The sequence below is a fragment of the Novosphingobium sp. HR1a genome (assembly GCF_015594425.1).
Taxonomy (GTDB): domain Bacteria; phylum Pseudomonadota; class Alphaproteobacteria; order Sphingomonadales; family Sphingomonadaceae; genus Novosphingobium; species Novosphingobium resinovorum_A.
The window spans coordinates 70,572-92,729 of the sequence record NZ_JABXWS010000036.1; the positions used below are offsets into that span (position 1 = coordinate 70,572).

Here is a 22,158-nt window from a genome sequence, read left to right on the forward strand (position 1 = left end):
ACGAAACCTACAGTGCCGACGCAAAGAACATGCGGCGGCGGCGTTGCGCTGGTCCTGCCGCAGCCGATGGCCTGCTGGGAGACGGACTGAATGACACAAGACGTGAACTGGGATCTCGAGGCGGACGTGGTCGTACTGGGATCGGGCGGCGCGGCCATGACCGCAGCGATCGCCGCGCATGATTTCGGCGCGAAGGACGTGGTGATCCTCGAGAAGACCGGCATGGTCGGCGGTACCACCGCGATGTCGGGCGGCATGCTGTGGATTCCGGGCAACCACCACCAGATCGAGGCAGGTATCTCCGAGGACGACGAGGACGTCGTCGCCTATCTCGACTCGCTGGCGCCCGGGGCGCTCGATCCCGATACGCTCATGGCCTTCATGGAAACCGGGCCGGAGATGATCCGCTATCTGGCGGACAACACGCCCGTGCGTTTCCACGCCTACGCCGATTTCCCCGATTACCAGCCCTATATGCCCGGCGCCAAGCCCGACGGCGGCCGCTCGCTCGACAACGATGCCTTCTCGTTCGAGCGGCTCGGCAAGTGGTCCACTCGCGTGAACCCGACCAAGATGGCTTACCCGGTGCGCGGCAGCCTGATGGAAGCGATCAACGGCACGCTTGACGAAGCGACGCTCGCCGAGCGCGAGGCAGGCGATTATCGCGGTCTGGGTCAGGCACTGGCGGGATCGCTGTTCCTCGCGGTGATCGATCGCGGCATTCCCGTCGAGTTCGAAAAGCGCGCGCGCAAGCTCGTCAAGGACGGTGATCGCGTGATCGGCGTCGTCGCCGAGGACGCCAATGGCCGCGACTACCGCGTGCGCGCCCGGCGCGGCGTCGTCATCGCCACCGGCGGTTTCGAGTGGAACGAGACGCTGGTAAAGACCTTCCTGCGCGGCCCCCTCACCGGCCCGGTCAGCGTGCCCGAGAACGAGGGCGACGGGTTGCTCATGGCGATCGAGGCGGGCGCCCAGCTCGGCAACATGCAGCACGCCTTCTGGCAGCAGAGCGTACTGGAATTCCAGCCCCAGCACCGCGCCGCCAAGCCCAATTATCTGCTCGGTTCGGACGAACGCGCGCGCCCCGGCGCGATCCTCGTCAACCGTGCGGGCAAGCGCTTCGTGAACGAGGCGGCCAACTACAACGCCATGGGCAAGGCGCTCCACGCCTTCGATGCAGGTACGCACGCCTACGCCAACCTGCCGTACTGGCTGATCGTCGACCAGCGCTATCGCAGCAAGTACCAGACCTTCAACACGCCCCCGGGCGGCCCCGTGCCCTCGTTCATGATGCAGGCCGACACGCTGGAGGAACTCGCCGAAAAGGCCGGGATCGATCCGCAGGGGCTCGCGGCGACGGTGACGCGCTTCAACGATCTGGTCCGCAAGGGCCACGACGACGACTTCAACCGCGGCGACAACACCTACGACAACTTCTACATGTGGGGCGATGCGGAGTTCGAACCGCCTTACCGCACGCTCGGCGTGATCGATCAGGGACCATTTTTCGCGGTGAAGATGGAAGCCGGGGCGCTCGGCACCGCCGGTGGTCCGAAGACCAACGCCGATGCGCAGGTCCTCGACTGGAGCGGCAATCCGATACAGGGCCTCTACGCAGCGGGCAACGCCATGTCGGCGGTGCTGGGCGAGGCCTACGGAGGCGCAGGCGGCACGCTCGGTCCGGGCATGACCTTCGGCTACATCGCCGGAAAGCACCTCGGCACGCATCTGCCGAACTACTGACCGCAGCTTTCCTACAGGGACTTTCCTACAGGGGCATGGGCGGAGTATTTTTCCGTCCATGCCCTTCTGCGTTCTCACTCTTTTGTTTTTCGGTCCGAAGGACCGTTTTCCGGCTGGCGGCTTTCGTCACAAGGTGACAGGCCCGGCCTGCAAGGTGACACCCCGGGATCGTAAAGTGACACCTAAGGTGACACATCGAAGCCCTAAGGTGACACACAAGGTTACACATCTCGGCGCAAGAATGGCGGATTTGCGTGAAACGGGGCCACACCGGCGGTGGAAGGTGACACCTTTTCTCCCTGGACCGTGTAAACCGTGTAAACCTCGACGCCCGCGACTTTCGCAACTGCCCTTGCGCGCCATGCGCCCGCAAGGCCCGCTGCAGCGCCGATATTGGTGCATTTCCGGATATCCCACCCCTCACCTCACCATAGTCACCTCTTGCCCTACGCGGACGAATCGCTAGAGGGGGACCACAAAGCGGTTCATGCCGCACTGCAAGATCACGGGGATTCTACCATGGCGACCTTCACCCTCCCGGCGAACAGCAAGATCAGCAAGCGCGGCAACGTGCACAAGGCTGAGGGCGCCACCAAGGTCAAGAAGTTCACCGTCTACCGCTACGACCCGGACTCGGGCGAGAACCCGCGCTACGATCAGTTCGAGATCGACCTCGATGCGTGCGGCCCGATGGTCCTCGACGCGATCATCAAGATCAAGAACGAGATCGACCCCTCGCTGACGTTCCGCCGTTCGTGCCGCGAAGGCATCTGCGGTTCGTGCGCGATGAACATGAACGGCAAGAACGGCCTCGCCTGCACCACCGCGATCGAAGACCTGAAGGGTGACATCCGCATCACCCCGCTGCCGCACATGGACGTGATCAAGGACCTGGTTCCCGATTTCACGCACTTCTACGCGCAGTACGCCTCGATCCGTCCCTGGCTGCAGACCGTCTCGACCACCCCGTCGGGCAAGGAGCGCCTGCAGAGCCCCGAACAGCGCGAGAAGCTGGACGGCCTCTACGAGTGCATCCTGTGCGCGTGCTGCTCGACCTCGTGCCCGAGCTACTGGTGGAACTCCGACAAGTTCCTCGGCCCGGCGATCCTGCTGCAGGCCTACCGCTGGCTGGCCGACAGCCGCGACGAGATGACCGGCGAGCGCCTTGACGAGCTGGAAGATCCCTTCCGCCTCTACCGCTGCCACACCATCATGAACTGCGCGAACGTGTGCCCCAAGGGCCTCTCGCCCGCGCGCGCCATCGCCGAAATCAAGAAGATGCAGGCCGAGCGGCAGGTCTGAGCCTTCGGGCTTTAGACCGGTAACTTCCCGTGGCGCAGGACGGTGTATTCATCCATGAGCCCGACCCGGAATTTCCGGGGTGGTCCACGTGGAAGCTGAACGAGGGCTCGCGGTTCAATTCGCAGGGCCTTGGTCGCATGATCGTCCGCCGCGAGGGTGAGCGCGGCGCTCGCCTTCGTCTCGTCGAAGCGGGCCTGCAGCACAGTAACGTCCTCGACGCCGTCCATGGCGGCGTCACCCTCGCCCTGATCGATGTGGGCATGTTCGCGACAATGTTCGTCGTACTCGGCGAGGATGCCGTCGGTGCGGTCACGCTCGAACTCAGCAACCAGTTCATCGGTGCCGGCCGCATCGGCGAGCCGCTCGACATCGTGGCCGAGATCATGAAGGAAACCCGCCGTCTCGTCTTCGTGCGCGGCACGGTCGAGCAGGGCGACCATCTCGTCGCCAGCTTCATGGGCACCCTCCGCAAGCCGAGTGCGTCCAAATGAGCGCGATGCTCGAACGCTACGAGGCGCTTGTCGCGACCGGCGAACTGCGCTCCGATCCGGAACAGGCAGCGGCCGCCGAGCGACTGAACCGCCTCCAGCGCGAATTCTACAAGTCGTCGTCCTCGACCGGCCTGTTCGGCAAGCTGCTGGGCAAGAAGGCTGCAGCGCCGCGCGGCGTCTACATGTGGGGCGGTGTCGGGCGCGGCAAGTCGATGCTGATGGACCTGTTCGTCCAGACGCTCGACATTCCCGGCAAGCGCCGCGTGCACTTCCACGCCTTCATGCTGGAAGTCCACGCGCTCCTGCGCGACGAGCGCAAGAAGGAAACCGGCGACCCGATCCCACCGGTCGCCGCAGCTATTGCCCGCAACGTCCGCTGCCTCGCCTTCGACGAGATGGTCGTCAACAACTCGGCCGACGCGATGATCATGAGCCGGTTGTTCACGCACCTGATCACGAACGAGGGGGTCACCATCGTGACCACCTCCAACCGCGCTCCTTCCGAACTCTACAAGGATGGGTTGAACCGCGAGCATTTCCTGCCGTTCATCGGACTGATCGAACAGGAGCTCGACGTGCTCACGCTCAACGGTCCGACCGACTATCGCATGCAGCGCCTCGGCGGCATGGCGACCTGGCACCACCCGCTGGGCGAACCGGCCACCGAAGCCGCGCGCGAAGCGTTCTACCGCCTCACTGATTATCCGCCGGAAGATAGCGAACATGTGCCCTCCACTGACATCGACGTCGGCGGCGGAAGAATGCTTCACGTGCCCAAGAGCCTCAAGGGCGTGGGAGTCTTCAGCTTCAAACGCCTTTGCGGCGAGGCCCGCGGCGCGGCCGACTATCTCGCCATCGCGCGTGCCTATCACACGGTGATCCTCGTCGGCATTCCGAAGATGGGTCCGGACCGTCGCAACGAGGCAGCGCGCTTCGTGACGCTTATCGACGCTCTCTACGAGAACAAGGTGAAGCTGATCGCGGCTGCCGACGCTACTCCAGAAGAGCTGTACGAATCCGGGACCGGTCGCTTCGAATTCGACCGCACGATCAGCCGTCTCAATGAAATGCAGAGTGCCGATTATCTCGCGCTGGGCCACGGCGAAGGCTAACCTCGTTAACGAGTCCCGAATCGGGAAGCGATTTACAGTGCCCCTGCCCGGAGCCGCTATCGTCAATTTAAGACGAGAGCTTTTCAGAACCGATGAATTGCGGCGCTTAAATGGGTTAAAATCACCCATCGCGAGAAATTACAAACAAACACAAACAATAGACAAAGAAAAAGCGCTTTCCAAAAGACAGGAGTTCTTCTGGAAAGCGCTTCGTTTTTTGCAGTGGTTCGGATTAATCAACCCAAACTAGTGCAGCAGAAGCCTCTATTAGAGACCGCCGCCCCACCAACCACCGCCCCAGATGTCCTTGTTCATCGTCATTCCCCATGTGAACGACCGCATCGCTGCGGCCGCCCTCACGGATAATAGTTAGTTAACGATGCATCAAGGAATTTTTAACCAATCAGTCGTGCCCTCCTGCCGGACACGAAGTCTAGGAAATCCCGGAATGGGACAGGACGGCTTACGTGATACCCCTGAACGAGGTCACAGTGCAGCCCGGTCAGCATCTCCAGAACCTTGGCCGTCTCGACCCCTTCAGCCACGACGACACGGTCGAGCGAATGAGCCATCTCGATGATCGACTGCACCAGAAGCAGATCTTCCTTGTTGCTTTCCATCAAGGATACGAAGGTCTTGTCGATCTTGACCTCGCTGGCGGGCAGATAGCGCAGATAATCGATCGTGGCGTTGCCGGTGCCAAAATCGTCGATCGACAGGCGAAGGCCGGACTGGACTAGACGCTGCAGCATCTGGAACGTCTTGGAACTGCGGTCCAGGCGATCCGTCTCCGTGATCTCAAGGATCAGACGGTTGGGTGACAGACCATGCGCGGCGAGAATCTCCGCAATCATTCCCGGCAGTCCCGGATTGCGAAGAAGCTGAGCAGAGATATTCACCGACATCGTCATCTCGTAGCCGTGACGCTCCAGTTCGACAGCCACTCGCACCGCGTCATTGATGACAAAGCGGGTGATGCGCTCGATCCGATGGAATTCCTCAGCAATCCGGATGAACTTGTCCGGGCTGATCGGTCCTCGTTCGGGGTGCGTCCAGCGAACGAGCGCTTCCGCTCCGCTGATCCGGTTTGATCGCAGATCGAGCTTGGGCTGATAGGCGACCCAGACCTCCCCATTATCGATGGCCCGGTCGAGCGACGTCAGCAGGGAGATTTCCCACTGAGCCTCGTGCTTGCGGGCATCGTGCTGATAAACCAACTCGTCGTTGCGCACCGCCTCTTCCGCGGCCTGCATGGCGCTGGCGACGCGGCCCGAGAGCGGACGATCGAACTCGGAGTCGATGCCGCAGTTGAACGACAAGTCGATGTCGATACCGCCGACCTGGATGCCGTTCTGGACGATCCGGTGCAGGCCTTCGAGATTCTCGAACAAGTCGAACGTGCTGCGGATCGAAGACAGCCAGACGAACATTCCGCCTTCGTGATAGATCAACACGCTTTCGTCACTGATACGAATGCGACGAACGATTTCCTTGGCAAGCTGCGCTTCGACGTGCTCCGCAAAGCTCCCGATAATTCCGCCGTAGTTCCGAATCTTCAGGGCGACGAGAACACGCGTGGACAGATCAGGAGAATTGCGCAGGGCCTGAACGCTGGGCAGGCCGGAACCAGTGTTCGTTTCGCCCGCCTCCTCGACCCTGTCGAGATTGCGCATGCGGATGACGGCGACCAGCGCCACGGAGAAGGCCGGGATGACTTCCACTTGCACGTTAACGTAATCGAGCAGGAACGGAACGGCGCCCACCACCGCGACCAGCCCCGTAAATCGATAGATGTCGAGCACCCGGCCTCGGCCAAGACCCGATGCGATGACGACGAGCACCAGCAGGTAAGCAGGGAACCAGCCATACTCACGGGGAATGCCGAGCTTCAGCGTGTCAGCGCCGATCGCATGGAAATAGCCGCCTGGGGCATTGATATCCTGCCCAGGAATGGAATGGATATCGTTAAAAGTTACTGCAGCTGGGACGACCAGGATATCCTTGCCGCGAACAAGCGAACGGTCAAATCGTCCTCGCATTACATCGATGTAGCTCAGCGTAGGATAGGAACTGACCGCAATCGAGAAGTCTGGGAAAAACAATTCGTCTGTCTTACCATCGATGCCAGCGATCGCCGCCGAGAGGGACGGAATTTTACCAGCGGGGCTTCCGGAAGCATACGGAAGCTGAACGTTCTGATTGAGTGGTCGATGGCGAACGAGAACCGATGCCATACCAGCATGGTCGCGGTAAGCCTGAAGCGGGATTTTCCCCGCGAAGTTGCCCATCTGGCCGTTGCTGTCCACTGCAGCGCCCAACACAACTTTGCCATGATGAGCCTTCAGCGCCGCGACGAACTTGGCATCATCGATGGGATTACCCGGCATCGAAAACGAACGATCAAAGAAGACGCGCTTCGCACCCGCAGCAAACAACTGGTTGATCGTGTCAGCGTCATTGCCATGCGTGATATCGTTGGCGCCGAGTTGGATGAGCGTCTGCGAGTCCTGAAGGACGATGGTGATAGCGCCGCTTGCGGGCTGGGTGCGGGACATCCAGCGCACGTTGCGCAGGTAGTCCTCGAGCGGCAGACCGAGGCCACTGATGCCCATGGCCAGGCCGGTCAGCGCCGCCCAGAACACGATCCGGACGCGAGGTCTTTTCCAGAAACCGCGAAGTTGCCCCCAGATGCCGGTCATGGTCTTCCCCCTGCCCGCATCGTGAGGATGTATCGGGCACAAGCCACCAGCGCGGAAAGCGTCCGCTCTGAATACCGGTGATGGCGACCGATTCTGTTCATTCATGCCCTGCAAAAGAGGCTTTGGTAGGCATGAGCTAACGCAAAGGTACTAAGAAACCGTGTAGTTAATGGTTCGAGCGGGCCGGATCGCTAAATCCGCCCGCAAAGCCCGGTTGATGCCCGGATTAATTGACACCCAGCGAGGTAAACGCCTTGTCAAGCATGAGCATCTGCCAAAGCACTCGGGAATTGTCCGAAGTTCCCGCAACATGCGCATCGACGAGGCCCAGCAGGCGGCGCTGGTCGAACCAGCCGGTTCGCGCCAGGGCTGCCCCGCCTGCGATCTCGCGCGCCGCGCCTGCAAGCGGCCCACGAAACCATTGCGCGATCGGCGTCACGAAGCCCTGCTTGGGACGATAGAGCACGTCATCGGGCAAGTAGCGGCGCATCGCCCGCTTCATCAGCCATTTGCCCTGCCCGCCCTGAACACGCATCCGCTCGGGCAGACTGGCGGCGAATTCGATCAGGCGATGGTCGAGCAGCGGCTCGCGCGCCTCAAGGCTTACCGACATGCTGGTGCGGTCGACCTTGGTGAGGATATCTCCCGGAAGCCAGACCTTGAGGTCGGCATATTGCGCACGGTCGAGGCCCGAACGCGCCGGAGCGTCTCGCATCAGGGCCAGCAACGGATCCTCGGCGCGGTAATCACCGCGCAGGCGGCGGAAATCGTCGGAATAGAGGCGATCGCGCAGCTCCGGCGGCAGGACGGCCATCGAGCGCGCATAGCCTTGCGCGGAATCTCCCGCCAGCGAGAGCAGCGTCGACTTCGCCCGCAGCGGGCGCGGAGCCCAGTCCGCCTTAGGGTAGGCCCTTCCGAGCGCTCCGAAGACCGGACCACGCAGGGATTGCGGCAGCAACGCACGCACTTTGTCTTCCCCGGCCTGGAACACGTGGCGCCGGTAACCGCCAAGCGCTTCATCCGCGCCATCGCCGGAGAGCGCCACCGTGACCGATTCGCGCGCCAATTGGCATACTCGCCAGGTCGGCAGGGCAGAGGCGTCGGCGAAAGGTTCGTCGAACATGCCTGCAAGCTGGTCGATCGCAGCGAAATCGTCAGGCGAGACGATCCGCGAGGCATGGTTCGTGCCGAACTGCCGGGCGATCTTCGTTGCGTACGCACTCTCGTCCAGCCCGGCGACGTCGAAGCCGATCGAGCAGGTCCGTACCGGACTGCCGCTTGCCTCCGCCATGAACGCGACGACGCTGGAACTATCCACACCGCCCGACAGAAACGCGCCAAGAGGCACATCTGCGACCATACGGGACGACACCGCCTGGCGCATGAGGTGCACCAGTTCGGCTTCGAGGTCGGCGGGCTTGCCCTTGCGCCGCTCTGCGAAGGAGACGTCCCACCACTGAACAGGGCGCGGCAACGGAGCGCCATGACGCAGCAGCAACGAATGCCCCGCCGCCAGCTTGCAGACGCCCTTGAGGATGGCCCGATCGTCAGGGACATAGCCCCAGGTCAGATAGTCTTCGACCGCCAGCGGATCGATCTCGCGCCGCAGCAGCGGGTGGGCGGTGAGTGCCTTGAGTTCCGAACCGAAAGCCAGGCTCCCGTCGCTCAACTGCGCGTAATAGAGCGGCTTCACGCCCAGCCTGTCGCGGGCGAGGAACAGAGTGCGCGCGTCGAGGTCGTAGATGGCGAAGGCGAACATGCCCAGCAGCCGCGTAACGCAGCCCGGTCCCCAGCGCCGCCAGGCTGCCAGAATGACCTCGCTGTCGCCATCGGTGCGGAAATGCTCTCCCGCTGCCTTCAACTCATGCCGCAGTTCGCGGTAGTTGTAGATCTCGCCGTTGAAGACGAGCATCGCGCGGCCATCTGGGGATGCCATCGGCTGCGGCGATCCTGCGAGGTCGATGATCGAAAGGCGGCGGTGCCCCAGGGCGACGCCCGGCGCGGTCCATACCCCCTGCCCGTCCGGGCCGCGATGCGCGATGGCGTCGCACATGGCCTCGACCCGGGCGCGATCGACCGGCTTGGGCGTTTCCAGGTGATAGATTCCGGCAATCCCGCACATCGTCCCTGGCCCTACCTGACCTGAGCGATACCGTCCATCCAGCGCGCGAGTGACCCCGTGGATGCGCGGAAGGCGGTGATCGACTGCTCGGCTCGGCCGCGCGGCGTATCTTCGGCGGAGAGGATGAGCATCGTCGTCGGTTCCGCCCGGAACAGGAGATGGTCAACAATCACCGCCAGCTTGAGCCGTGCATTGCTGCCGCTCAATAGTTCGCCCTGACGATACCAGGTCACGGCGATCCTCTCGATCCTGCCGTTGCCGAGGAGGCGCTCGCCCTTGCCAGCTTCGACCGACGGTGCCGGCGACTGCCATGCCCATGCGCTGGCTGGAACAAGCGCGCCCTGACCGAAGCCGCCTGCCTCCCGTCCCTCTCCCTGGCTGGCGTAGAGGGCGACGAAGACATCGACCTGATGCCCCCGACCGTCCCGATAACGGCCGAGCAGGCGGTGATCGGCGCCCTGCGCGCGCGGTTCCCACCAGATCGTTGGGGTATAATCCACCCGCGCCCATCCCTCGACCGCAGGCAAGTCAATGCGCGCCGGGACAGGAGCAGCCAGCGTATCGGCTGCGAGAGCCCAGCACCGCGCCGCGATCAGCACCAGCGCGAAGCCGATCACCGCCACCGTTCCGGAAATGGCGAAACGTTCCAGACCCGCCAGCCACCCGGCGTTTTCAATAGCCGCAAGGTCGATCGCCGGACCATCCAGAGGGCGGTCGAAGAAACGCCAGGCGCAGGCGATCACCAGCGCCAGCACGATCGCGAAGAAGAACCAGCCGTAAACGATATGGTCGAAGCCCGCCGCAGCCTCTATGCCGAAAATCTGCGCGGCATAGATCGTACCCCATGCCCGGATCCCGTTGGCGAGGATCGGCACGGCCACGCAGGCCAGCAGCATCACGGTTCGACGCCGCCAGCTGAGGAAGCAGACATTGGCGGCCAGCACACCGAAAGCGACCATCGCGATGAGGAACTTCACGCCCGAACAGGCTTCGGCTACCTCGAACAATCCTGCGGGCGTATCGATGAAAACGCCGTCGATCCGGGCCGGAATGCCGCTGAGATGGGTGAGCGCGATGGTGATTTCGGCAGTGATCGTCTGCAGGACGTTGACCAGTTCCTCGCCGATCGGGACCAGGAACACCAGATAGCCCAGCGGGAAGATCAGCGCCGCAGTGACCCTGACACCCAGGATCAGGGGAACGCAGGCGCCCAACATGGCGACGACACCTGCCTGCCGGGCAAGGTCCAGTCCCGACATCGCGCCCAGCAGCCACAGGAAGGCTGCCCCCGCCAGCAGGATGAGCCCCGGCCACCACGCGGTAGGCGTCAGGCGTTCCAGCTGCGGCCAGCGCTGCCAGACCAGCCAGCCCAGAATCGCCGGGATCAGCAGGACGTGATTGTACGTGGAGATATCCCACCACTGACGCGCCATCGCGCCCCAGTCGCCGAGGAAGGCGAACAGCAGCACCAGCCACGCCGCGCCAAGGCGGATGATCCCGCCACGCCACTGCGGCGAAAGCGCGCGCCATGCGCGGGCGGGACCGGCAAGGGACGTCGAGGCAACATCAAGCGACATCGGTAAGCGCCTCGCCCATGGTGCCGAGATATTCGGGCAGCCGCGCCAGTGCGGCCTCCCAGCTGGCGTTGGCGACGATCCACGTGCGGGCAGCCGCCCCCATCAGCTTGGCCGCTTCCGGCGCGCGAGCAAGGTCGAGGACCGCCTGCGCCATCGCGGCATCGCCGTCACGTATCGCGAAATCCCGGCCGTCGATCGCATCGATACCCGTCGCGGCGCCAGGAGAGAGCACCACGGGCAGCCCCATCGCCATCGCTTCCAGCACCTTGTTCTGAACCCCCCGCGCAATTTCCAGTGGCACCAGAGCGACGTCGGCGGCGGCGAGCCAGGGGCGAATGTCATCCACCCTGCCCCACACCTCGACGCCATCCTGTCCGGAACGGGCCTGTAAAGCTGCCGGCGGATTGCGGCCGACGATATGGAGCGTGGCATCGGGACACGTCCTGCGCACGAGCGGCAGGACGCGATCGATGGCGCGGGTGGCCGCCTCGATGTTCGGCGCGTAATCCATCTGTCCGGTGAAGACGATACGCGGAGCACCCTTCGCTGCCATGCGCGGCTCCGGAGCGACCGCAAACGGGTCGAAATATGCAGCGTCGAGGCCGTTGCCCATCGCCCGCACGCGGCCCTGCTCACTGGCCAGCCGCGAGCGCAGGAGCCCGACTTCGGCGTCGCTGATCAGCAGGGTGACTGACGCCCCCGCGCAGATCCGCGCTTCCTCGCGCCGCAACAGGCGCCCCTCCCGGCGCTCCATCCATGCGCGAATACCGCGTCCTTTCGCGGCGTAGGCTTCGAACTTGGCAGAATCGACGTCCACAAGATCGGCCACGACACGGCCCCGAAAATCGCCGGGCACATACTGCGCCATCTGTCCGGAAAACACGTAGACGGTGTCGATGTCACGCTCGGCAAGCAGATCGCGCACGTAGGTTTCGAGGTCCTTGTCGTAAAACGCGGTGAGACTGAGCGGGCGGCCGCTCGCCAGAGCCTGTACACCGGCGACGGGCAGCGGCTTGGAGCGCTCGACCAGTCGATAGCTGGTGGCGAGGTCGGCGAGATCGGGCTCGAACGCACGGTCCTGCTCATCGTCACAGAACGTCGCGACATGCACGGGAGCCAGTGCGGCTAGCGCCTTGAGCACGTGGTGGGAACGGATCTTGTCACCGCGATCCGGCGGAAACGGGATGCGGTGCGCCAGGAACAGGATTTCGCCCATCAGCCGATACCGCGTGCAATCAGCGGGCCGAGGCGATTGGCCACTGCCAGAGGCAGGCGCTGCCACAGCTTGATCTGGAGCGAGAGCTTGCCGCTCGTCGGGTCCGCATCGCGCCTGGCGCTGCCCGGGGCGGTCCAGGTCGCATACGTCAGCGGCTCGGGCTCGAAGCCCCAGTTGCGCTTGAAATGATAGGCGCCGCTCTCCGTCTTGGAGCGGCCGAAGTCGAACACCGTGCAGCCGCGCCGCCGGGCGTGGAGCATGAGTTCGAAATACATCCGGTCGTTGGCCCGAAGGCGCCGGGCGTCCCAGGTGCCGCCGCCCCAATACGGCATGACGGCGCCCTGATGATAGACGCTGATGACGCTCGCTACCGGCACGCCCTGATGGCGCACGGTCAGAATGTCCGCATCGTCACCGAAACCGTTGACCACCGCATCCAGCAGCGCGCGGGGAAAGACCGGGGTGCCGAGATTGCGATAGCTCTCACAGAAGACCGTGTAATGCGCGGCGCGATCCGCTTCCGCAGTGCCGACCTCGATCGTCAGGTCCATGCCCAGCGAGCGGCGCACTTCGGCGCGCTGCTTGCGCGGAATGTCCAGCAGTTGCGCTTCGTCGTCGGCCGCGAGCGGGCGGGCGAAGTTGGCGTGTGAACGGGTCTTGAGTGCCCAGCCTTCGCCCGCCGGAGGAAGTACCCCGCCGCGAAGTTCGATCGTCGGGCAGGTGAGGCGCAGTGCCAGTTCCTCAACGGCGGCGAATACGGCGGTGGTATCGGCGCCCCCGGTCGCCAGCAGCCCGCCGCCGACCGCGAACCCGGTCGAGGCCAGCAGTCGGCCGAATACCGGCGAATGAATGGCATCGAGCGGCAGGAAAGCGACGATCTCGCCCCCCTTCTCCTGCACGAGCGCCAGCGCGCGGTTGCCGGTCGCCTTTGCCACCGAGACGAACCATGCGGGGCGATGGAACGGCGTCCCCTGCGGATGGCGCGCCACGAAGCCTTCAAGGCGCGAGACCTCGCCCGGGTCGGTCAGATCGACGAGGCGGACTTGCGCTGTCAGTGGCACGAAGGGCGCGTTCATGCCGCGAAGGCCAGCGGTTCGGCGCGCAAGGCTTCACGCGCGGCGAGTTCGTCCATGCGGCCCCAGCGGAATTCGCCGACCAGTCGCTCCAGCTTGTCGGCCATCACCGACAGGTTCGTGTAGTGCCGGAAACGCGAGCGCAGCGGCGCCCCTTCGACGCGGGGCTGGCCGGGATCGATCTCCCACGGGTGGAAGTAGAACACCGCTGGGCGCCGATCATCGCGGTTCACCTGCCGGATCGCCCAGCGCGAGAACCCGTAAGGAAGCACCCGAAAGAAGCCGCCGCCGCCAGCCGCCAGCCGCCGCCCGGCGAACCGCGCGGTCGTGACCGGGATCTCGATCAGTTCCGCATCGGCGATCGGCCGGAAGGCAAAGCGCGGAGCCTCCCGCCAGCCATAATGGTCATGCGCGATCGGAGCCACGCTGGAGCTATACACATAGCCCTGCTCCGCCAGCACCTCGAAGGCCCAGGGCGTACGGGCATCGATCGAGAAGCTGGGCGCGCGGTAGCCTTTGACCGCCTGGCCCGAGGCGTCCTCGATCACCTTGCGGGCACGGTCGATGTCGGCGGCGAAGGCCTCCCTGCCGAGACGGAACACGCGCTCGTGATCCCAGCCGTGGCTGGCGACCTCGTGGCCTTCTTCGGCGATCCGCCGCATCAAGGCGGGATTCCTTTCCGCCACCCAGCCGAGGGTGAAGAACGTGCCCTTCACCCCTGCATCCGAGAAAAGCCGCAGGATTTCGTCGCAGTTACGCTCGACGCGCGTGGCCAGCGAGTTCCAGTTCTCCCGGTCGATCACCTTCTCGAAGGCGCCGACCTGGAACCAGTCCTCGACATCGACCGAAAGGCCGTTGATCGGCACCGACATGGGGTAGAAACTCCCTCAGGCGACGTTGCGCTGGCCGTCGCCGCTCTCGATCCACTCGATCAGCATGGTCAGCGTGTGACGCAGCGTGCGCTCGGTCTCGCCGAGGCGCGCCTCGAGCTTGTCCGAGCGGGCGATGGCATCCGCCAGTTGCTGCTCAAGCGCCCCGAACTGCTCGCCCTGCGCCTGCCGTGCCGAGGCTTCGCGCTCTTCGGCAGCAGCGGTGAGTTGTGCGATCGCCGAGTGCAACTCACCAATCTGCGTGTCGCGCCCGGCCATGGCAGCCTCGATCAGCGCATTGGCGCCGGCGGTGTCGAGCATGTCGCGATGAGCGAGCGCCGCCTCGATGAGCGCGATCGCGCCTTCCGTATCCAGCGCCTCGCGATCGGCGAGTGCCGACTCGATCAGCGCCATGACAACGGAGGTATCGATCGCCTGCACCGGCGCACTTGCGAAAGCCGCGGCTTCCACCGGTTGCGCAGCGGCAACTTCAGGCTCCGCGACCTTGGTGACCACTGCCAGCGCGCCGTCGTCGTTCATCTCGTCAAGCACCTGCTCGAGCATCGCGGCGTCGAGGTGCTCTCGACGGTCCACCGCACCCAGCAGGAGCAAACGGTTGACGATCTGGTTGATGCGGCGGGGGATACCGCCGGTCGCCTCGTGGATCGCCGGGAACAGCGCCGCATCGAAGCTCGGGTTGCCCTTCCAGCCGACGCAGCCGAGGCGGTGCTCGACGTAAGGCTGGACCTCGCGCACGTGCATCGGGCCGAGATGGTGCGTCGCGATAACGCGCTGACGCAGCTGTTCGAGCTGGTTGCTCTCGAGCAAGGTCTCGCGGAACTCGGGCTGGCCGAGCAGCAGCGTCTGCAGCAGCGGGTGCGAGCCGAGCTGGAAGTTGGAGAGCATGCGCAGCTCTTCCAGCGCGCTGACCGAAAGGTTCTGCGCCTCGTCGACGATCAGCAGGCAGCGGCGTCCTGCACGCGCCTCGTCGTGGAAGAACGCTTCCAGCGTGCCGAGCGCGGATGCCTTGTCATGCCCCATGACCGGCAGCCCGAACGACTGCGCGACGACGTGGACGATCTCCTCGCCGTCGAGCGCGCTGGTCACCACGTTGGCGGCCGTCATGCGCGCCGGATCGATGGTCGCCATCAGGTAGGCGACGAGTGTGGACTTGCCCGCACCGACCTCGCCGGTGATGACCACGAAGCCCTCGCCCTGGGCAAGACCGTAGCCGAGGTAGGACAGCGCCTTCCTGTGCGTGCTGCTCTCGAAATAGAACGCGGGGTCGGGGGTCAGCTGGAAAGGCCTGGCGTCGAGCCCGTAGAAGTCGTCGAACATCGGGTTTCTCTCCTCAGAAGGTATAGCGCAGACCCGCGAGCGCCGAGGCGGTCCACAGGTCGTCGATGGAGGGGGTATCGTACTTCGCCCCGTCGATGCCGACAGCGAGCGTACCACGCAGGCGCGGCGCGAACATCTTGTAGTAGCTGGCCGAAGCCCCGTAGCCCGCGACGTCGCCGGTCAGCGGGTCGTTGCTGCTGATCCAGTTGGCGTAGACGTTGGCCGACCAGCCCGCGTCACGGCCAAGATCGCCGCCGACATAGGCCGCCAGCCACCAGTTCTCGTCCAGCACGCCGTTTGCGGAGGCGAGGACGGTGTTGCGCGCGGCAATGTACTTGCGGCGGTCGTATCCGGCACCGAGACCTGCACGCATGCGGCCGAACTTCATCGAGTAGCTTGCCGTCACGCCGCGCGCCCGGAAAGTGGACGAACGCAGCGAGCCGAGCACGCCGGACAGGCAGCTGCCGCCCTCCAGCGAGGCGACGCAGCCGCGCAGTTCGCCGGTGACGGGATCACGCACGACCTCGAAGTCATCCGGCAACTGGTCGAGCGCGCGGTTGACCTGCCCGCCGAAGCCCGAGACGTTGTCGTAGACCGCGACGTTGAACTGGGCACGGTCGCTCGGCGCATAGGCTAGCGTGCCGCCGAAGCTGGTCGAGCCGTAGCGGCGGCCGATATGGGCCGACAGCGAGGTTCGGCGGCTCGGGCGCCACATGACGGCGGCGTCCCAGATGAGGCCGCTGACGTCGTAGGCCATTACGCGCGGGGAGGACTTGTCGATCACGTAGCGGCCATCGGAGCCCAGCACCGGCAGGCCGTTTGCATCGCGCACGGCATCGCGGCTGGAAATCTCCACGTCCTCATAGCCGATCGCGCCGACCACCTGCACGGTGCGGCTGACCGGCACGGTGACCATCGCGCGGGCCTGCATGTCGCGGGCACGCTGGTCGAGGTTGGAGATATCCTCCTGATAGAAGCTGCCGCCGACGCCCACGCCCACCGGCAGTACGGTGCCGGGGGCGAAGCCCGCCTGCACGTCGGCCGACTGGACGACGCTCTTGTCGAAGACATCGGCCGCTGCGCCGGTCTGGAGATTGCGCGCGGCGTTGGACTGCTCGACCTTGGTGAAACCGGCCCGGTAATTGGCGCCCACATCGAGATCGCCGATCCGCTTGGTTACCGAAGGGCCTCCGTAGACAGAGTAGACCGTCGACTTGCCGTTGCCCGACAGCGGCCCGGCGGCGAGCGCGGAACCGCCGTTCTCGACGTTGACCTGCGAGGCCAGCGCGCCCGCTTCGACCGTCACGCCCGGAACGATGGTGGTGTAGCCGCGCACGACGCCGCTGATAGCGTCGCCGTCGCCCGCCTTCTTGCCCCAGCCGAACTGGCGCTGATAGCGCACCGAGGCCGAAGCCCCATTGTTGCGGCCCTGGATCGAGGCGTCCACGCCGACCGCGACCTGGGTGTAGGTCAGCACGTCGCTACCGGGCGAAAGCTCGGCAGTGACGATCTGGTCGACTTCGATGTAAGGCGCGATGTCGATGCGTTTACCGCCCTGGCCTTTGGCACCGCGCCGCGAAGCGCGGTCGGACTTGCCGGAAGCTGTGTCGGATGCGCTGTCGCCGCCCATCCCGGCACCGGAACTCCCCATGCCTCCGCTCATGCCGCCGCCATAGCCGGTCGATTGGGCATGGCCGGCTGCCGGTAGCGCAAGAACGATCACCGCCAGCGCCACCATGCCTGATGCCTGCTTCATGCGGCTCATCCCTTGTATCCGTAGTAGGAGCCGAAGCGGCGACCGCTCGGGCTGAACTGGGCCGCGTTGAGCAGCAATTGCACGTTCGGGCATGCGCCCAGCAGCGAGATCGCATCGTCGAGCGACCCTCGCCCGGTCTTGTCCGCGCGCGCGATCACGACGGTCTGGCCGACATACTTGGCAAGTTCGGCCGCAGGCGAAGCCGCCAGCGCCGGAGGCGAATCGAAGATCACCATCCGGTTGGCCGCACCCTGCGTCAGCCGGTCGAGGATTCGGGCAGTGCGTGAACTGGACAGGTATTCGCTGTCGTGCGCCGTCGTATCTCCGGCGGGAAGCACCCAGAGCCCGGGAATGTCGGTGCCGAGCACGCAGTCGGCAACGTCGATCGTCTCGTCCATCAGCGCGTCCATCAGCCCCGGACCGCCCGGAAGGCCGAGCGCGGAAAGGATCGAAGGTTTGGCGAAGTCGGCATCGACGAGCAGGACCTCGCTCTCCTTCTCCGCCGCGATCGACAGCGCGAGGTTGAGTGCGCAGTAAGTCTTGCCCTCGCCCGGATGCGGCGAGGAGATCAGCACGCGCTGTGCCATCGGCCCCGCCTTCTGGCGGCGCAGGTCTGCAGCCTGAACCAGCAGCTGGCGCTTGACGATGCGAAACTCCTCCAGAAGCTCGGTGACCGCGCCTTCGGGCACGATCAGGCCCTGCTCGCGCAAGTGCTCACGATCGACGGGATGCACGGTATCGCTGAAGCGTGCGGGCTCAGGCGCCGGTTCTGCGGCGGGCTGAGGCGCAGCCGCGGGAGCCGCCGCTTCAGGCACGGGACGTGCGGGAACGGGCGCTGGCTCCGGCCTTGCGGGCGCGCGCCTTGCAGGCCGCTCCGGAAACGCCACCGGCTTCGCGATCAGCGTGTTGAAGTCGAACCGGCCGTTGGCCCGCTCGAACAGCGATTCGCCTTCGGGTTCATCGGGCTGGTCAGGTACGGGGATCTTGCGATGATCGGTCATGTCAGTCCCCTCACGCCACCATGCCGCGCTGGATGAACTCGGCGGCGAGCAGCACCACGAACAGTCCGCAAAGCGCGGCGGTCCCGGCATAGAAATACTTGAGACGCTTGGCCCTCAGCGCCCGTGCACGATCGGTCAGGCTGTGCGAGATCGCGCCCAGCACCGGCAGGCCGGTCGCCTTCTCCAGCCCCGCAGTGGTGGCGAAGACCGAACGCACCCGGCTCAAGGCAAAGGCGCCGGCGCATCCACCCGCGAAGCCCACGATCAGCACGCCCAGCAGCAAGACCGGACGATTCGGCGCGACGGGCGTACGCGGGCTCGTCGGCGGATCGACGACCTGGAACTTCACCGCTTCGCGCTCGGTCTTCACTTCGCCGCGCAAGCGCAGTTCCTCGCGGTCCTGCAGGAGCTTGTCGTACTGCTGGCGAAGCACGTCGTAATCGCGGTTGATACGCTGGGCCTGAGTAGCAAGTTCGGGATCGGAGATCGCGGACGCGGTCAGCGAGGCGATGTCGGACTGCGTCGCGGCCTTGCGCGACTGCAGCGCCTGGACGCTCGCCTGCCGTTCGGCGCGAATCGACTGGAGCGAGGAATAGGCCGGATTGATCGTGCCGCCGCCGCTAGCCGCTTCCTGCGCCGCCGGAGCGCGCAAGGCCGCAACCTGGTTCTTGGCCGCGATCACGTCGGGGTGATTCTCGGTGAGCCCGCGTGCCCGCATCGCCGCGAGATCGGCCTGTGCGCGCGCCAGCGAGGACTGCGCCCCGCCATCGGCCGCACCACCCGCGATCGTGCGCGGCGTGCCCGCAAGCTGCCCGTCGATCGCTGCCGAAGCGCTCTGCGCCGCCGAAAGGTCGGCATCGATATCGCGCAGCGTCGAACGCGCGCTCTCCAGACGCTGCGCCACGGCGGCGCCGCCAAGCGCCATTTCCGGGTGCTGCGCCTCGAAGGCGGTGCGCTTGCTCTCGGCCGATTCCAGCTCACGCTCACGCGCGCGCAGCTGCTGGTTCACGAACTCCAGCGTCTCGACCATGTCGCCGCGATTGCCGGAGAGGTTTTCCTCACGAAAGATATCGATCAGCTTCTGCGCGACGCTCTGCGCCAGCTTGGCGTTCTCGGCATCGGAGAAGGAGCTGTCGTTGGCGGTCGCGGTGATCTCGAAGAGGTTGTCCTCCTGGCTCACCACCTTGACGTTCTTGCCCAGCTTGAGGACCGCCGCTTCCATCGCCTTGGGGTTCTCGATGGTGTCGCCGAGGCGCGTGGCGCGCACGACCTTCTCGAGATTCACGGCGCTGGTCAGGGTCTGACGAATACGCTCGATATCACGCTTCTTGTCGGCCACGCCAATGCCGACCTGCTCGGCCAACGCATCATCCAGCTGGATGAAGATGCGCGCGTGCGATTCGTAGCTGTTCGGGATCAGTGCCACGACCAGCCAGCCCGCAAGGCAGACCGCCCAGGCCACAGCCAGCGCGATCCAGCGGCGATGCCAGATGCTGTGCAGCCCGGCGAGCAGTTCTTCGTAGAGCGAATCCATCTTAGAACATGCTTTCCGGGATGATGATCACGTCACCGGGAGACAGCATGACGTTGGCCTTGCTGTCGCCCTTCTTGAGCAGGTCGCCGAGCCGCAGCTTGTATTCCTGCTGCTTGCCCGCCGTCTTGTCGAACCGGATCAGGCGCGCGCTATTGCCCGAGGCATATTCGGAGAGGCCCCCCACCGCGATCATCGCGTCGAGCACGGTCATGTTCGCTCGATACGGGATCGACGCAGGCTTCTCGGTCGCGCCGACGATGCGGATCTGCTGGCTGAAGGTGCCAGAGAACCCATCGACGATGACCGAAACCAGCGGGTCCTCAATATATTGCGAGAGCTGCAGCCGCAGATCTTCGGCCAGCATCGAGGGCGTCTTGCCCACGGCGGGCATGTCGGTGATCAGCGGCGTGGTGATGCGCCCGTCAGGACGGACCTGCACTTTCGCGCCAAGTTCCGGATTGCGCCAAACAAAGACGGTCAGCTGATCAAGCGGGCCAATGACGTATTCCTCGCCCGGCCCTTCCTGCATCGCCACAAAGGACGCAGGCGGCAGTTCCCGAGCCGGGCCGCCGGACCCCGCACATCCGGTCAGGGCGACGCTGGCAAGCGCGGTAGCGGCCAGAAGTCGGGCTGGGAGATGCGGCATGAACAATCCTCGTCTTTGCGACCGTCTGGCCTTCGCACGCCAGGCGCGCGGGGTCAGGTCCGGCAAAATTCACCCTCGGATATCAATGCAAACGGTGAATATTGCGTTAGCCTTGCAAGGCTAATTCCGCGCAGGTCCCAAATCGGGACGGGGGCATGACGCAAGTTAACGCAAGGTCAGACCAGCATTTCCTTTGCCGGACCTTGCCCGAGGAAGCTCGCGGGGCTGGCGCTGGCACCGTAAGCTCCGGCGCAGAACACGGCGATCAGGTCGCCAACGTCGGCGCGGGGAAAGCCGCCTTTGTCGGCCAGCTTGTCCAGCGGCGTGCAGAGGCATCCGACGATGGAGGCTTCTTCCTCCACCTCGGCGCCGAAACGAGTGGCGATCGCCGAAGGATAATTGCGCCGCACCACGGTTCCGAAGTTGCCGGAAGCCGCAAGCTGGTGATGCAACCCGCCATCGGTGACGAGAAAGACTTCGCCGTGGCTGATCTTGCGATCGACGATGCGCGCAATGTAGACGCCCGCCTCGCCGACCAGATAACGCCCCAGTTCGATGCAGAACTGCGCACCGCGCAGCACGTCCGGCAGACCTTCGAGCCTGGCGGCAAGCCGTTCGCCAAGAAGCGGAAGGTCTAGCGGCGTGTCTCCCGGGAAATAGGGAATCCCCAGCCCACCACCCAGATTGCAATGCGGCAACACCGTCTTGCTCTCCTCGGCCAGTCGTGCGGCAAGTTCCAGCGCCTGTCCCTGCGTCTCGGCGATCGCCTCGGCATCGAGCGCCTGGCTGCCTGCGAAAATATGGAAGCCGCGCCATTCGGCGCCGCTGGCAACGACTTCGCGCACCAGAGCCGGAACCCGTTCGGCATCGACCCCGAAAGGCTTGGCGCCGCCGCCCATCTTCATCCCCGATCCCTTCAGGTCGAAATCCGGGTTCACGCGAATAGCAAGGCGCGGGACGATGCCCAGCCTGTCACCGATGGCAAAGGCGCGGGCCGCTTCACCCTCGGATTCCAGATTGAGCGTCACGCCGCTGCGAATCGCGGCTTCCAGTTCGGCATCGCGCTTACCCGGCCCGGCGAAGCTGACCTCGCGCAAGGGCAGGCCCGCATCGCGGACGATCTCGAGTTCACCGCCGGATGCGATGTCAAAGCCGTCGACCAGCCCCGCCATGAGCGCCAGAAGCGGGGGAAAGGGATTGGCCTTCACTGCATAGTGCAGCGCCACCCGATCCGGGATTGCGGACCGCAGCTGCGTCACGCGCCGACGGATCAAGTCGGCATCGTAGAGAAACAGCGGTGTGGCCCCAGCCTCTTCGGCCCAATGCGTAACAGGCCGACCACCGACGGCAAGGATACCATCAATGCCGCCATAGCCGGCCGGGATCGGTCCAAGCGCCTTCATGCCGCTGTTTCCCGGGCGATCTCGGCAGCCAGCCCCGTTCGATCGAGCTTGCCATTGGGACCGGTCGGCATCGAATCACGCCAATGGATCACTTTTGGTTGCATGAAATTTGGCAGTTCCTGCATGAGTTTACGGGGTAGTTCTTCAATTGCATCTGAAGATCCGGCGGATGCCCGCACGACGAGGTGCACCGTCTGCCCCAGACGTTCATCCGGAAGGCCCAGCGCAACCGCCTCGGCCACTAGACCGGTCGCAAGTGCAGCTTCCTCGACTTCC

16 protein-coding genes and 1 pseudogene are annotated in these 22,158 nt (G+C 64.8%); 4 read left to right on the top strand and 13 right to left on the bottom strand.

Annotated elements, in window-relative coordinates:
* The first annotated feature begins 90 nt into the window (after window positions 1-90).
* From HWN72_RS08575 to zapE, 4 genes are all read left to right on the top strand, one after another.
* Entirely contained in the window at window positions 91-1,743 is a 1,653-nt protein-coding gene (locus HWN72_RS08575; protein ID WP_211150032.1) for an FAD-binding protein, read from the top strand.
* Window positions 1,744-2,262: 519 nt separating this feature from the next.
* Complete coding sequence (locus HWN72_RS08580) at window positions 2,263-3,045, top strand: succinate dehydrogenase iron-sulfur subunit (protein ID WP_008832647.1); 783 nt, start codon at window positions 2,263-2,265, stop codon at window positions 3,043-3,045.
* 29 nt (window positions 3,046-3,074) lie between these two features.
* On the top strand, window positions 3,075-3,536 hold the full coding sequence (locus tag HWN72_RS08585; RefSeq protein ID WP_008832646.1) for a PaaI family thioesterase: 462 nt from the start codon (window positions 3,075-3,077) through the stop codon (window positions 3,534-3,536).
* Window positions 3,533-4,648 (top strand): cell division protein ZapE, encoded by a 1,116-nt coding sequence (zapE, locus tag HWN72_RS08590; RefSeq protein WP_008832645.1) that lies wholly within the window; start codon window positions 3,533-3,535, stop codon window positions 4,646-4,648. Before HWN72_RS08585 ends, zapE begins: the two co-directional genes overlap by 4 nt.
* A gap of 395 nt (window positions 4,649-5,043) precedes the next feature.
* On the opposite strand, the gene HWN72_RS08595 is transcribed toward zapE, so the two are convergent.
* The 13 genes and pseudogenes from HWN72_RS08595 to HWN72_RS08655 all read right to left on the bottom strand — a co-directional run.
* Entirely contained in the window at window positions 5,044-7,347 is a 2,304-nt protein-coding gene (locus HWN72_RS08595; RefSeq protein WP_069707744.1) for an EAL domain-containing protein, read from the bottom strand.
* Window positions 7,348-7,573: 226 nt separating this feature from the next.
* Window positions 7,574-9,469, bottom strand: a complete 1,896-nt coding sequence (locus HWN72_RS08600; protein ID WP_008830862.1) for an XrtA/PEP-CTERM system amidotransferase — start codon at window positions 9,467-9,469, stop codon at window positions 7,574-7,576.
* Window positions 9,470-9,480: 11 nt separating this feature from the next.
* Window positions 9,481-11,046 carry an exosortase A gene (gene xrtA, locus HWN72_RS08605; protein WP_008830861.1) on the bottom strand — a complete coding sequence of 522 codons (1,566 nt, stop codon included), beginning with the start codon at window positions 11,044-11,046 and terminating at the stop codon, window positions 9,481-9,483.
* Window positions 11,036-12,262, bottom strand: coding sequence for a TIGR03087 family PEP-CTERM/XrtA system glycosyltransferase (locus HWN72_RS08610; protein WP_069707746.1), 1,227 nt, complete (start codon window positions 12,260-12,262; stop codon window positions 11,036-11,038). The genes xrtA and HWN72_RS08610 overlap by 11 nt, the downstream gene beginning before the upstream one ends.
* Window positions 12,262-13,338 carry a FemAB family XrtA/PEP-CTERM system-associated protein gene (locus tag HWN72_RS08615; protein ID WP_008829437.1) on the bottom strand — a complete coding sequence of 359 codons (1,077 nt, stop codon included), beginning with the start codon at window positions 13,336-13,338 and terminating at the stop codon, window positions 12,262-12,264. Before HWN72_RS08615 ends, HWN72_RS08610 begins: the two co-directional genes overlap by 1 nt.
* Entirely contained in the window at window positions 13,335-14,207 is an 873-nt protein-coding gene (locus HWN72_RS08620; RefSeq protein WP_008829436.1) for an XrtA system polysaccharide deacetylase, read from the bottom strand. Before HWN72_RS08620 ends, HWN72_RS08615 begins: the two co-directional genes overlap by 4 nt.
* A gap of 15 nt (window positions 14,208-14,222) precedes the next feature.
* On the bottom strand, window positions 14,223-15,542 hold the full coding sequence (locus HWN72_RS08625) for an XrtA/PEP-CTERM system-associated ATPase (protein WP_211150033.1): 1,320 nt from the start codon (window positions 15,540-15,542) through the stop codon (window positions 14,223-14,225).
* Window positions 15,543-15,555: 13 nt separating this feature from the next.
* Window positions 15,556-17,298, bottom strand: coding sequence for a preprotein translocase subunit YajC (locus tag HWN72_RS08630; protein ID WP_309141559.1), 1,743 nt, complete (start codon window positions 17,296-17,298; stop codon window positions 15,556-15,558).
* Window positions 17,299-17,303: 5 nt separating this feature from the next.
* Entirely contained in the window at window positions 17,304-18,299 is a 996-nt protein-coding gene (locus tag HWN72_RS08635) for an AAA family ATPase (RefSeq protein ID WP_008829433.1), read from the bottom strand.
* 10 nt (window positions 18,300-18,309) lie between these two features.
* Window positions 18,310-19,833: an XrtA system polysaccharide chain length determinant gene (locus HWN72_RS08640; RefSeq protein WP_008829432.1), complete on the bottom strand. Its 1,524-nt coding sequence runs from the start codon at window positions 19,831-19,833 to the stop codon at window positions 18,310-18,312.
* 1 nt (window position 19,834) lies between these two features.
* Window positions 19,835-20,479, bottom strand: coding sequence for an XrtA/PEP-CTERM system exopolysaccharide export protein (locus HWN72_RS08645; RefSeq protein ID WP_008829431.1), 645 nt, complete (start codon window positions 20,477-20,479; stop codon window positions 19,835-19,837).
* A gap of 176 nt (window positions 20,480-20,655) precedes the next feature.
* Complete coding sequence (locus HWN72_RS08650; RefSeq protein ID WP_008829430.1) at window positions 20,656-21,882, bottom strand: pyridoxal-dependent decarboxylase, exosortase A system-associated; 1,227 nt, start codon at window positions 21,880-21,882, stop codon at window positions 20,656-20,658.
* Window positions 21,879-22,158 (bottom strand): annotated as a pseudogene (locus HWN72_RS08655) (AMP-binding protein); the annotation flags it as partial. The gene HWN72_RS08650 and the pseudogene HWN72_RS08655, both read right to left, overlap by 4 nt.